The sequence below is a fragment of the Mesorhizobium sp. M0159 genome, from assembly GCF_040322295.1.
In the GTDB taxonomy this organism is placed as follows: Bacteria; Pseudomonadota; Alphaproteobacteria; order Rhizobiales; family Rhizobiaceae; genus Mesorhizobium.
In genome coordinates, this window is sequence record NZ_JAMYTF010000089.1 from 1 (window position 1) to 12,268 (window position 12,268).

The 12,268-nt window shown below is 60.0% G+C and carries 11 protein-coding genes and 1 pseudogene; 5 read left to right on the forward strand and 7 right to left on the reverse strand.

Annotated features, from left to right (window positions below):
- Positions 1–211 precede the first annotated feature (211 nt).
- The 6 genes and pseudogenes from NKJ32_RS34025 to NKJ32_RS34050 form a co-directional block, all read right to left on the reverse strand.
- Complete coding sequence (locus tag NKJ32_RS34025; RefSeq protein ID WP_352830247.1) at positions 212–1,444, reverse strand: MalY/PatB family protein; 1,233 nt, start codon at positions 1,442–1,444, stop codon at positions 212–214.
- A 62-nt stretch (positions 1,445–1,506) separates the two neighbouring features.
- Positions 1,507–2,273, reverse strand: a pseudogene (locus NKJ32_RS34030) (amino acid ABC transporter ATP-binding protein).
- A gap of 24 nt (positions 2,274–2,297) precedes the next feature.
- Entirely contained in the window at positions 2,298–3,422 is a 1,125-nt protein-coding gene (locus NKJ32_RS34035) for an amino acid ABC transporter permease (RefSeq protein ID WP_502902729.1), read from the reverse strand.
- A gap of 18 nt (positions 3,423–3,440) precedes the next feature.
- On the reverse strand, positions 3,441–4,628 hold the full coding sequence (locus NKJ32_RS34040) for an amino acid ABC transporter permease (RefSeq protein WP_352830252.1): 1,188 nt from the start codon (positions 4,626–4,628) through the stop codon (positions 3,441–3,443).
- Positions 4,629–4,697: 69 nt separating this feature from the next.
- The gene (locus NKJ32_RS34045) at positions 4,698–5,711 is read right to left on the reverse strand and encodes an amino acid ABC transporter substrate-binding protein (RefSeq protein ID WP_352830255.1); all 1,014 of its coding nucleotides are present in this window, start codon (positions 5,709–5,711) and stop codon (positions 4,698–4,700) included.
- Positions 5,712–5,907: 196 nt separating this feature from the next.
- Positions 5,908–6,876: a LysR family transcriptional regulator gene (locus NKJ32_RS34050; protein WP_352830258.1), complete on the reverse strand. Its 969-nt coding sequence runs from the start codon at positions 6,874–6,876 to the stop codon at positions 5,908–5,910.
- Between the two features lie 784 nt (positions 6,877–7,660).
- On the opposite strand from NKJ32_RS34050, the gene NKJ32_RS34055 reads away from it, so the two are divergent.
- From NKJ32_RS34055 to NKJ32_RS34075, 5 genes are all read left to right on the forward strand, one after another.
- Positions 7,661–7,912 (forward strand): hypothetical protein, encoded by a 252-nt coding sequence (locus tag NKJ32_RS34055; protein WP_352594772.1) that lies wholly within the window; start codon positions 7,661–7,663, stop codon positions 7,910–7,912.
- A gap of 65 nt (positions 7,913–7,977) precedes the next feature.
- Positions 7,978–8,229, forward strand: coding sequence for a helix-turn-helix domain-containing protein (locus NKJ32_RS34060; protein WP_352594770.1), 252 nt, complete (start codon positions 7,978–7,980; stop codon positions 8,227–8,229).
- Positions 8,229–9,419 carry a tyrosine-type recombinase/integrase gene (locus tag NKJ32_RS34065; RefSeq protein ID WP_352594768.1) on the forward strand — a complete coding sequence of 397 codons (1,191 nt, stop codon included), beginning with the start codon at positions 8,229–8,231 and terminating at the stop codon, positions 9,417–9,419. Before NKJ32_RS34060 ends, NKJ32_RS34065 begins: the two co-directional genes overlap by 1 nt.
- 526 nt (positions 9,420–9,945) lie before the next feature.
- Complete coding sequence (locus tag NKJ32_RS34070) at positions 9,946–10,854, forward strand: tyrosine-type recombinase/integrase (RefSeq protein ID WP_352830262.1); 909 nt, start codon at positions 9,946–9,948, stop codon at positions 10,852–10,854.
- A gap of 2 nt (positions 10,855–10,856) precedes the next feature.
- Positions 10,857–12,050, forward strand: a complete 1,194-nt coding sequence (locus NKJ32_RS34075; RefSeq protein WP_352830265.1) for an IS91 family transposase — start codon at positions 10,857–10,859, stop codon at positions 12,048–12,050.
- A 23-nt stretch (positions 12,051–12,073) separates the two neighbouring features.
- Here NKJ32_RS34075 and NKJ32_RS34080 read toward each other — a convergent pair.
- Positions 12,074–12,268: hypothetical protein (locus tag NKJ32_RS34080; RefSeq protein ID WP_352830268.1), on the reverse strand; the 195-nt coding region annotated here is incomplete at its 5' end.

The window sequence follows — 12,268 nt, forward strand, 5'->3', positions numbered from 1 at the left end:
CGCTGCGGGCCCGCGGCCGCCAGCCGGCGGCCCAAAACATGCCGCCTGCTGACCGCCTGGGGCCCCGGGGGGCCCTCCCCCCCCAACTCCCCCCCCCCCCCCCCCCCCCCCCCCGGGCGGCCCGCGACGATCCCCCTGGTCATCGAGGAGGTGGTATTGGGATTGATGACGGCTATTCGCATTCGGGGCGCTCCGGCCAGATTCCGCTCGATTACAAGGAGGCCAGCGCGCTGGACATGCGCTCCAGCCCTCGTCGCAGCAGAGGACGCGGGCAGCCGACGTTCAGGCGAATGAAGCCTTCACCGCCAGGCCCATAGACGCGGCCGTCGTACAGATTGACCCCGGCCTGATCGACAAAGAACTTCTGAATTCCACCCACTTTGCAATCGAGCGTGCGCGCGTCTAACCACACCAGAAACGATGCGTCGGGCCGCATGGGCGTGATGCCTGGGAGATGTTTACCGGCGAATTCGCAAACCAGATCGATGTTGCTGGCGATGTAGCCTGAGAGTTGGTCGAGCCAGGGCGCGCCGGTGCTGTAGGCAACCTCCAGAGCCAGGCGGCCGAAAAAGTTCGCGTTCACCATGAATGACGCCTGCATTGCGGCAAAGAGCGCCTCGCGGCGCTTTTTGCTGGCTACCGAAATGGTTGCCGAAGGCACCCCGGCAAGATTGAAAGTCTTCGTTGGAGCGGTGCAGATGAAGGACTTCTCTGCGGCATCGTCCGAGATGGAGGAGAAGACGATGTGGGGACGATCCGACAGCCTTATGTCGCAGTGAATGTCGTCGGATATGACCAACATCCCATGGCGCTCACAAATGTCGTTCAGCGCCGACAATTCTTCTCGTGTCCAGGCCATTCCGGCGGGGTTGTGAGGATTGCACAGCAGGAACGCCTTGGCGCCGCCGGCCGCCAGTTTCTCGAAGTCCTCCAGATCGAGCTCATACCTGTTGTTCTGCAGCCTCAGCTGGTTCGTGAGCAGAGCCCGCCCGTTTCCCTGAACCACTTCGAAATAAGGCGAGTACACGGGCGACTGCACAATGACGCCGTCACCGGGCTTCGTGAAGGTTCGCAATATCGCAGCCACAGACGGCATGATCGCCGGCGCGGGAAGGAGGGTCTCCAGTTTCGGTGACCAATTGTGCCGGCGTGTGAACCACGATTGCACGATCTCATAGTGGCGCGGATCGCGGCGTGTGTAGCCGTAGATGCCATGGTCCGCGGCCTCGCGCAGCCGCGCGATGACGGTTTCCGGGGCACGGAAATCCATATCCGCCGTCCATAGGGACAGCAGGTCCTCGCCCTCGACCTGAGGAGAGAACTCGTCCCACTGGTTGGCCCATTTGACGGATCCGAATTGCTGGCGGTCGTGGATTTGGTCGAAATCTATTCCCGCAATATTTCGTTGCCCGACCGCCGATGCGGGCGTGTCTGCACAAGCCATTTGATACTCACCTGGAAAATCTATTGCCACAGTTACGGGCCGCTTTGCGTCTGCGGACGTCCCTATTTGAGGATTTGCGCCAGAAACTGCCGCGCCCGTTCCGACCGGGAGTTGGTGAAGAACTGATGGGGCGTGTTGGTCTCGACGATCTCCCCGCGGTCCATGAACACCACGCGATCAGCCACCTCCCGCGCGAAGCCCATTTCATGCGTCACGCACAGCATCGTCATACCTTCACCGGCGAGCGACACCATCGTGTCGAGCACCTCCTTGACCATCTCCGGATCGAGGGCAGAGGTTGGCTCGTCGAAGAGCATGATCTTCGGGTTCATGCAGAGAGCCCGGGCAATTGCAGCGCGTTGCTGCTGGCCACCCGACAGCTGCCCTGGGTAGCTGTCGGCCTTCTCGGCAATTCTGACCCGCTCCAGATAGTGGCGCGCCAGTTCCTCAGCCCCGTGCGCGGCATCTTCCTCACCCAAACCGGCGCAAGTGTGCAATTCTCAAGCGCCGTAAGGTGGGGAAACAGATTGAAGTGTTGAAAAACCATCCCAACGTTGTTGCGGACCTCGTCGATCTTGCGCAGATCCTCGGTTACCGCCTTACCGCTGACGATGATCTCGCCTGACTGATGTTGCTCGAGATGGTTGATGCATCGGATCATCGTCGATTTGCCTGACCCGGAAGGGCCGCAGATCACAATGCGTTGACCGTGGGGCACCGAGAGGCTGACGTTCTTGAGCGCATGAAACGAACCGAACCATTTATTGACAGCACGCAGCTCGATAGCCATCGCCTTGTTGTAGGGCGTCCCCTTCGTCGCTGCGTACATTGCTTGTGGGCTCATCGTCGCGTCCTAGGATTTGTGGCCACGCGCCAATTGGCGCTCCATCGATTGCGAGTAACGGGACATGCCGAAGCAAAAGCCCCAGTAGACCAGTCCCGCAAAGAGGTAGCCGGTTGATGAGATCGTCGGGCCTGCCCAGTTCGGATCGACGCGCGCCGTTTCGATGGCTTTCAGGAAATCCGCGATGCCGACGATGGCGACCAGAGTCGTGTCTTTGAACAGACCGATGAAGGTGGAGACGATGCTCGGTATGACGATCGTCAACGCCTGGGGGAGGACGATCAGGCGCATCATGTCGAAGTAGCTGATCCCAAGCGCCTTCGCCGCCTCGTATTGGCCCTTCGGGATCGCCTGGAGGCCGGCCCTCACAACTTCGGCCATATAGGCGGACGAGAACAGCGCTATCGCGATGAGCGGGCGCAGGAGACGATCAGGCGTCAGATAGTCCGGGACGAAGAGCGGCATCATGAAGTTCGCCATGAACAATACCGTGATAAACGGCACCCCCCGGACGACTTCGATGAATGTGACGCAAACCGCTTTGACGAAAGGGAGTTCGGACCTGCGTCCAAGCGCCAGGATAACCCCGATCGGAAGCGAGAAGACGATGCCCACAATCGACATCAGCAGCGTGATCAAGAGACCGCCCCAGAGCGTCGTATCGATGACAGACAAATGGAGCCAGGCGAGCCCGCGCACGAGAACGAACGCGGCTACGGGGTAGACAAGGAAGAATAGCAACGCCGCCACTTTGCGCCGCGGAGCCTTCGTCCACAGGAGCCAAACGATGAGGATGGCGCCGATCGCCTGTGCGAGATCAACGCGCCACCGCTCGGAAGCCGGGTACGCGCCGTATCGTAGGTAGTCGAACTTCTCGGCAATGAAAGGCCAGCAAGCTCCTTGGCTGTTCGCACGGCAAGCTTCCCGGCCGCCGCTCCAGACCGCGTCGAAGATCGCAAAGCTCAGAAAGTGATGCAGCAGCCACACGGCGAGGAGGATAAAGCATATTGTCAGCGCGCCTGAAGAAGGCGTCGAAAACAGATTCTTTTTCATCCAGGTCACTGGACCCGGCCAAACGTCAGCGGGGGGCGCCATCGCTGGTATGAGCGCGCTGCTGACAACTGGCGAATGCATGGACTGATCGCTCATGCGTCACCTCTCGACGATCGCAAAATGTCGGTTACACGCGTTCATGGCCAACGACGTGGCAAGGGAGATAACGAGATAGACGGACAAGGTGATCGCCATGACCTGGACGGCGGCGCCGGTCTGGTTGAGTACCGTCCCGGCAAAGATCTGAACGAGGTCGGGATAGCCGATGAACACCGCAAGCGACGAGTTCTTGATTAGATTGAGATACTGGCTTGTCAAAGGCGGGATGATAATACGCAGCGCCTGCGGAACAACGACAAGGCGAAGCGTCTTGCCCGGCGCCAGCCCCAGCGCATACGCAGCCTCGCTCTGGCCCTTTGGCACTGCCTGGATTCCACTCCGGACGATCTCGGCGATGTAGGATCCGGTGTAGACCGACAGACCGATCAGGAGAGCGGCAAACTCTGGATAGAGTTGATGTCCGCCTTGAAAGTTGAAACCCCGCAGCTGCGGCGCGACAAACGAGACCGGCTCGCCAGCCGCCAGGAACACGATCAGCGGAAATCCTATCAAGGTCGCCAGGCTGACCAAAAATACCGGCAGCTGCTTGCCAGTTCGTTTCTGGACGCTCTTGGCGCGGAACCAGAATGCAATGCAGCAGAAAACGGCCGCTACCAATGCCAGGCCCACAAGCCCCGCCCCCGGATGCCACTGGATCTCCGGAATGATGAGGCCGCGATTGTTGAGGTAGATGCGGCCGGAGATGGCGATGGACGCCTTCGGGGAAGGCAACGGCTTGAGGACGGCGTTGTACCAGAACAGCAGCTGCAGCAATAACGGGACATTGCGCACAAGCTCGACATAGGCGGTCGCCACCTTCGAAACGATCCAGTTCGGCGAGAGGCGGGCAACGCCGATGACGAAGCCAAGCAAGGTGGCCAGCAAGATTGCGAGGAAGCTGACGTAGAGGGTATTGACCACTCCCACCCAGAACGCCTGACCGTAGGTGGATAGTGCATCGTACGGTATCAGGGTTTGATTGATGTCGAAGCCGGCAGCCTCACCCCAAAAATCGAATGAGAGCGGAATCCCCCGGACCCGCATATTCGATGCGGTCTGCATGCCGATGCCCAGGGCCAAAGCCAACAGGCAACCTGCGAGCAAGAGCTGGTAGAAAACGCCGCGCACTTTCGTATCGTGCAGCGATAGGCTCCTGCGCGAGGGCGCTGGAAGCGACAAATCGGACATGGCGGGTTCCTATCGGATCTGTGCAAGGCGCTGGCGGTAACGCGCCAGCGCCTTGCAACCATGCTTTGCCTAGCGAATCGGCGGAGCGTACTGAACGCCGCCTTTGTTCCAGAGCGCGTTCATGCCGCGCTCCATTTTCAGCGGGGAGTCCTTGCCGACATTCCGATCAAACACTTCGCCGTAGTTACCGACCTGTTTGATCACCTCGACCGGCCAGTCGTCGCCGAGCCCGATGTCCTTGCCGATGCTGCCTTCCACGCCAAGCAGACGGCGGATGCTGGGGTTGTCCGACGACTTCATCGCATCAACGTTTTTGGAGGTGACCCCGTATTCTTCGGAGGCCACCATGACGTAAAGCGTCCACTTCGCCACATTGAACCACTGGTCGTCTCCCTGCCGCACTGCCGGGCCAAGCGGCTCCTTGGAGATCAGTTCGGGAAGAACGATGCTGTCGTCCGGCTTGGCCATGCGAAGCCGCGATGCGTTCAAGGTAGAGGTGTCCGCCGACAGGACGTCGCAACGCCCCTCCTCGTAAGCCTTCACGACAGCTTCCTCGTCGGCGAAACCAACCGTGGTGTACTTGATCGACTGCGAGCGAAAATAGTCGGCAAGGTTCAACTCGGTCGTGGTGCCCTGGGTGACGCAAATCGATGCGCCCTCGAGCCCCTTGGCTGATGCGATGTTGTCCGCCTTGCGCACCATAAATCCCTGACCGTCATAGAAGTACGTCCCCGCAAAAAGTATGCCGAGAGACGTATCGCGCGACGATGTCCATGTTGCGTTGTGTGCAAGAATGTCGATCTCCCCCGACTGCAAGGCGGTGAAGCGATCTTTTGGCGTCAATGGGATGAACTTAACCTTCTGCGCATCCCCGAGCACGGCAGCAGCCACGGCGCGACAATAGTCGACCACAAATCCGGTCCATTTGCCTTCATTATCGGGAAGGCTGAAGCCAGCCGTGGCCGAATTTGTGCCACACGTCAGCACGCCATTTTTCTTGACATTGTCGAGGGTTGCGGACGACGCCGAAGAGGCGGTGCACGCGATAGCGAGGGCAAGCAGGCCCTTAAACGTCGATCTCATTTCGGCATTCCCCTGTTTTTGTTGAAGGGACTGTGCTCTCAAGCATAAGTATTCGTCAAATTGATTGTTCTCATTACGAAAATGAGAACGGCTCATAAATCAACGCGCAAGATGCTCTCGAATGGGCCATGCGTTTAGGCCGGAGTGACGGGACACTTCGGCTGGAAGGTGCGCCCATGAATGAGCGGCACCGCGCTCACGGATTACTGTTCGGTTGTTCCGGCACGACGTCGATCGACCCTTGGCGTCTCTTGGTCCGTGACTCGTTGTAAATCCCGACGATCACCTCCCGAAGCCATTTGGTGCTCGGGTCATTCGCCATCTGGCGGTGAACGATGAGCCACGCGTTGACATTCGATATGGCAAGGGGCGGCGGGACCAAGGTCACCTCACTTCTCTCGTCCAGAATTTGCAGGATGGCATCGCCGCAATGGGTAATCAGTTCAGTGCCGCGCAAAGCCCAGGGCAGCACCAGATAGTTCGAGATGGTCGCTACGACATTACGTCGTAGGCCCATCTGTTTGAGGGCGGCATCGGCAAGCCCTTCAGCCAGGCCGTCTGCGGAAATCTGCAGATGGGAACTTGCCAAATATGTTTCCAACGTCATGGCATTCCCTGCGATCTTGCTTCCACTCCACACCGCGCAAAACAGCCGATCCTGGCCAAGTTCCACCTTCAAGAGGCTTGGGTCGTCGCGTATTGCCGCTCCCGTCAGCGCACAGTCAACTTGTCTCAAATAGACCGAGGAACCGATTTCAGGCCCGTTTGCGGGAATGACGTTCAGTGTCGCGTTGGGAGCTTGCCTGGAAAATTCCCGTATGAGCCCGGGGATGAAAATCATGGCGTGGTAGTCGGTAAGTCCGACCCGAAAGTTGCGCCTCGTCGTTGCTGGATTGAAAATCTGATGCCGGTCGATCGATGCGCGGATAGTCGCCAGCGCGGCAGAAATATCCGACAGCAGCTCAACCGCCCGAGGCGTTGGCCGCATCTCGCCTCCATCTCTCGTGAACAATTCATCCTGCAACAGGTAGCGAAGCTTCGATAGGGAGTGGCTTACAGCCGATTGTGTTCTGCTTAGTTCGCTTGCCGCGCGCGTCACGCTCCTTTCACGCATCATCACGTCAAAGACTCGCAACAAATTGAGGTCGATATCGTCGAAACTCATGAGACCTTCCCCGTTTTCATCATGCCTCGCCCGCATGCTAACATCGTTTTCAGCGTGCCGGAGGAACGATGCCATGGCGAACAAATGGGTGATCGAACGCCACGTTGACCTGTAGGGAGGGCCGTCATCCACTTGATCTCCCAACGTGCTCAAGCGATGCCTGTCATTCAAGGGAGTATCGGCTCCGAAAAACATCCGTGGAAGGACCCACGAAGCGTACCCACTGAATATGGACGAGCGAGAGCACAGGGTCGCCTGATTGGCGATAATCAATCGACAAAAACCGCCGGATGCCCCGAACTTTCGTGCGCAGATTTGCGCACCCGAGCCCCCTGGACTCACCCCATTCTGGTTGTTCTGCTCATCTATTATTGCCACGAGCCGCGACTTTCCGGGCTCTCTGCGCTTGATCGCTAGTGCTGTCACGCCGCATGCCGCCAAAACTTAAAGAGCGCCTCCTCGATAGTGGGTCTTACGATGTAGCGGTCTAGCGACTTGAACCCCCGAAATCTGCACCGGAGCATTCTGCCGCATCTTACCCTGCCGATTTGCACGTCGCTACTCGCCTTTCCCGAACGAGCCGGCGAGGTAGCTTCCGCACCACGCAACATCCCGTATCTAGGGCAATACGATCTCTTCATTACCGGATGGTGCGGGATGTGGATTTGTTGTGCCGACTGCAATATGGCCCCGTTTATCGGGACCGAGGCTTGTCGAAGCAGCCAGCCGCCTGGATTTGATATCGTTGTGCTGTTTCGATACCGACGTTCTCGAGGCCGCGTCTATGAAGAGTGACGCGCTTTCGTACCCACCCCGCGGCCTCTCTCGTCAGGAAGCAGCGCGCTATGTCGGTGTCGGATCGACACTATTCGACGACATGGTTGCTGACGGCCGCATGCCGAGGCCTAAGCACGTCAACAGTCGCGCCATCTGGGATCGTGTGGCGCTCGATATCGCTTTCTCCGCCCTGCCAGACAAAGACAATGGTCTCCAACAACTACTGGAGCGGAGCAAACGAGAGCCGATAAGGAGATAAGCAACTACGCACATTGCGTATACGCTGCAGGCGTAGTACGGTCATCGCCTAGCGGGTGAGATGACGTGAACGACAATGAAAAGCTCGCGCGAGAAGTGAAAGCCTGGCGGGCGAAGGGAGGATTCACCGCCGAGAGTGCAGCCAAGGTCTTGGGAATACCGAAACGCACTTTTGAAGGCATAGAGCAAGGTCGAGGCTTCCCTTACCCGGTACTCCTGCGCGTTGCCATGGAAAGCAAGACCCTTTCGCTTCAGGCAATGCTGGAGGATTGCCCGCCTGTGGAGCAACGGCAGCGGAAAACTCAAAGGGAGATTTAATGGCCAGGCCATTCAAAGATGTCCGCTACCCCGGCGTTTCGTCGCGCATCAAGAACGGAAAGCTCATCTATCGCTATCGCGGCAAAGGAATGCCCGAAATTCGGCTTCCTGGCGGACCAGGCGATCCTGAGTTCGAAGCCGCCTATGAACAGGCAACGCAAGGCCAACGTCAAAACGCTGTCATCATTGACTTGCCCGGTCGGGCGTTGCCAAAAACATTTGGTCATGCGGCACGCCGACTTGAAGCGACGATGGAATGGCTGGACTTCGACGAAGCGACGCAGCAGAAGAATGCTCGGCTTATTGAGCGCTTCCTTCAGATGCAGGTCGATCCTGCCTATCCGCTGACCTGGCGCAACACGCCGGTGGAACATCTCGATGCCGACCACCTGCGTGTGATTATTGAAAGCGTCTTTGCCACCAACCGGACGGTTGCCAAGCACCTGCTGGTGGCAATCAAGAAGCTTCTGTGGGTGGCGATCGACGTTGAGAAATGGATCAAACCGCAGGACGATCCCTCGCTGTCGATCCGCGTCCGCATTCCAAAATCGACTGCCAATCCCGCCTGGCCGATCGCCATTCGTGAAAAGTTCGAGGCGCACCATCCAATCGGCTCAGCGCCGCGCACCTGCTATGCGCTCGGTTTCTGGCTCGGTAGCCGACGCGGCGATATCGCCTCACTGGAATGGGACGATTTGGTCCTCCAGGAGATCGAATTGTTCGATGGCTCCTTGGAAACAATCGAAGCCTTCAACTTCCGACAGCAGAAAAACCGCAACCGTCATGGCGGGCGCGAGATGTTCATCCCTGTCGTGGACAAGCTGGCGCAAGCTCTAGTGCCATTAGATCGCTCTAAGGGTGGCACGGTATTGAAGAATGCCTATGGGCGTCCGTTCTCCGAAAAGAGCCTCACCGGCATGATGGCACATTGGAACAAGCAGGCCGGCATCCCGGAGGGCTACACCCTGCACGGGCTGCGACGTACCTTCGGCACGTATCTCGCCGAATGCAACATCCAAGCGCGCGCTATCATGGAGGCGATGGGGCATTCTTCAATGACGGTAACAGACGAGTATGTGCGAGAGGCCAATAAGAGACGGATGGCTGTCGATATCGCCCGCGCCATTAACGAGCGGGAAGCCAAACGCGACGCCATGAAGCAACGGATACCCCTGCGCGTCATCAAATGAGTGAATCAACCCGACCAAGTGGAGGGTGGCATATCGGCCGCCCTTTTTTCGGCCCATAATGGGCCCAAAACGTTTTGGGCCGAGGCGTATTTTCCTCAATAAAATTAATGGTTATGGTGGGCCCGGAGGGTATTCAGAAAGCCATAAAAATCAATTGGTAAGAGATCAGTGGGACTTCAAAGCATTCAAATCTTTCCCAATGTTTTTCAATGTTGTTGTCCCACTCAGAAGTGCCTCAGTCCACCAAACCGACGCACTGAACGCCTCACTCGGAAGGGAGGTTTGCGCAAGGTGAAAGGAAGATCGCGTCGGTGTGCAGCCTTCCTGAGAAAGGTCGCGGTAGAGCCAACTGCTGACGCTCAGCGCGAAGACATCAATGTCCTGTTATGGGGCCGAGGAACGAACCCGCTGCGCGGGATGGGCGCCCGCGGTTGAGGTAGAGATCAAGAACCGGTCGTTGCGCCTGCGTTGAGCGGGGTTCGGCAGGGGCAGAGCATCACAGGCTTCTTCAACAAGGAGCCTGACCATGCCCTATCCTGTTCTTGATGCACCTATCAGTCCACTTCGTCAGCGGCTGATCGACGACATGAACATGCGGCGTTTCTCCTGGGAAACGCAACGCAACTATCTCCGCGACATCGGACGCCTGGCGACATTCCTTGGGCGATCACCGGCCACGGCGACAGCGGACGATCTGCGCCGGTTCCAGATCGAGCAGCAGGCCGACGGCGTTCCCGTGCCGACGATGAACAGCATCGTGTCGGCGCTGCGCTTCTTCTTCACTCATACGGTCGATCGTCCGGATCTGGCGCGCAAGCTCGTTCGTCTGGCGCATCCGCGCAAACTGCCCGTGGTGCTCAGCCGCGACGAGGTCGCCCGGCTGCTCAACGCCACCACCTGCCTCAAGCACCAGGCCGCGCTGTCGGTCGCCTATGGCGCGGGCCTGCGCGTCGCCGAGGTCTCGATGCTGAAGGTCGCCGACGTCGACAGCGAGCGCATGCTGTTGCGCGTCGAGCGCGGCAAGGGCGGGCGATACCGCAACGCCATGCTGTCGCAAGACCTGCTCTTGTTGCTGCGCCAGTGGTGGAAGGTCGGGCGCCAGCAGGGCGTGATGCATCGCGACGGCTGGCTGTTTCCTGGGCAGCATGCGATGAAGCCCATCAGCACCCGCCAGCTCTATCGGGTGGTCGTCGAGGCAGCGCAGGCGGCCGACATCGCCAAGCGGGTCGGGCCGCACACGCTGCGCCACAGCTTCGCCACCCACCTGCTGGAGGACGGCACCGACATCCGGATCATCCAGGTCCTGCTCGGGCACGCCAAGCTGAACAGCACAGCCTTCTACACCAAGGTTGCAACCCGCACGGTGCGCACCGTCACGAGCCCGCTCGACAAGCTTGGCCTGTTCAAGCCGGAAGAGATCTCACCCGACGGCTGAGCGTGCGCGCCTCGGTCGAGGTCGCCGACATCTTCCGTGCTGCCGGGCCCGCCTACCGGGCCGCCCATACCGGGCACCTGAGCCTCGCCCAGCTCAAGGTCATGTCGGCGATCGAGCACTGCCGCACCGCGGCCCTTGGCGGTCACGTCGAGGCCTGCGAGGACTGCGGCCAGCGGCGCATCGCCTACAACTCCTGCCGCAACCGGCACTGTCCGAAGTGCCAGGGTGCCATGGCGCGGACATGGCTTGCCGAGCGCGAGGCCGACCTGCTGCCGGTCGACTACTTCCACGTTGTCTTCACGCTCCCGGCCGAGGTCGCCGACATCGCCTTCCACAACAAGGCGGCGGTCTACGACCTGCTGTTCCGTGCGGCATCGGAGACGATGCTGACGATCGCGGCCGATCCGAAGCATCTCGGCGCGCGCATCGGCATCACCGCAGTGCTCCATACCTGGGGCTCGGCGATGACACACCATCCGCACGTGCACATGATCGTGCCGGGCGGTGGCATCGCGCCGGACGGAAGCCGGTGGATGTCGTCGCGTCCGGCCTTCCTGCTGCCGGTGCGCGTGCTCGGCAAGCTGTTCCGCCGCCTGGTCCTCTCCCGGTTGGTCGCGCTGCACGACGCTGGCCGGCTCGCCTTCTTCGGCGCAATTGCTCATCTCGCGGAACGGCGGGCATTCCTGCGCCACCTGTCGCCGGTCCGGAAGAAGCGCTGGGTGGTCTACGCCAAGGCGCCGTTCGCCGGGCCGGAGGCGGTGCTCGCCTATCTGTCGCGCTACACGCAGCGGGTCGCGATCTCGAACCGCCGCCTCATCCGTTTCGACGAGGACGGCGTCACCTTCCGCTACAAGGACTACCGTCGCGAAGGCGCCGACCGGCAGCAGGTCATGACGCTCGCCACAGACGAGTTCATTCGCCGTTTCCTGCTCCATGTCCTGCCGCGCGGCTTCCATCGCATCCGCCACTACGGCCTGCTTGCCGGCGGCTCCCGCAAGGACTGCCTCGCACTCGCCCGCCAACTGCTAGCGGCCGCGCCTCCCGCCACGAACGATCCATCGGCGGAACCAGACAACTTCCGTCCGCCATGCCCATGCTGCGGCGGCCGCATGATCGTCATCGAGACGTTCGAACGCTGGAGGCAGCCGCGCGGACCGCCGAAAGCATCGGCACCGGACCGGGAGAGCTGTCCATGACCCGGCATGGTATGGTCCAGCCTTCAGCCGCAGGCACTCAGCCTCCGGCAACGGATCGACGCGCGTCCATGGAGATCATCGAGGCCGACAGAGCCGCGCCCAGCCGCCCACCGTCCCGACAACACCGCGCGCAGGCGCAACGAAGCGGTCGGTCCGCATTCACCCCAGCGCTTCCCGACGGCGGTCACGCCATCGCCGACATCTGCCGAAATCCGAAA

Bases quoted from the DNA above. Each gene is read 5' to 3' on its own strand.
- NKJ32_RS34035 (WP_502902729.1), bottom strand. From the start codon at position 3,422: ATGCATTCGCCAGTTGTCAGCAGCGCGCTCATACCAGCGATGGCGCCC.
- NKJ32_RS34055 (WP_352594772.1), top strand. From the start codon at position 7,661: ATGAAGAGTGACGCGCTTTCGTACCCACCCCGCGGCCTCTCTCGTCAG.
- NKJ32_RS34040 (WP_352830252.1), bottom strand. From the start codon at position 4,628: ATGTCCGATTTGTCGCTTCCAGCGCCCTCGCGCAGGAGCCTATCGCTG.
- NKJ32_RS34045 (WP_352830255.1), bottom strand. From the start codon at position 5,711: ATGAGATCGACGTTTAAGGGCCTGCTTGCCCTCGCTATCGCGTGCACC.
- NKJ32_RS34070 (WP_352830262.1), top strand. From the start codon at position 9,946: ATGCCCTATCCTGTTCTTGATGCACCTATCAGTCCACTTCGTCAGCGG.
- NKJ32_RS34025 (WP_352830247.1), bottom strand. From the start codon at position 1,444: ATGGCTTGTGCAGACACGCCCGCATCGGCGGTCGGGCAACGAAATATT.
- NKJ32_RS34065 (WP_352594768.1), top strand. From the start codon at position 8,229: ATGGCCAGGCCATTCAAAGATGTCCGCTACCCCGGCGTTTCGTCGCGC.
- NKJ32_RS34050 (WP_352830258.1), bottom strand. From the start codon at position 6,876: ATGAGTTTCGACGATATCGACCTCAATTTGTTGCGAGTCTTTGACGTG.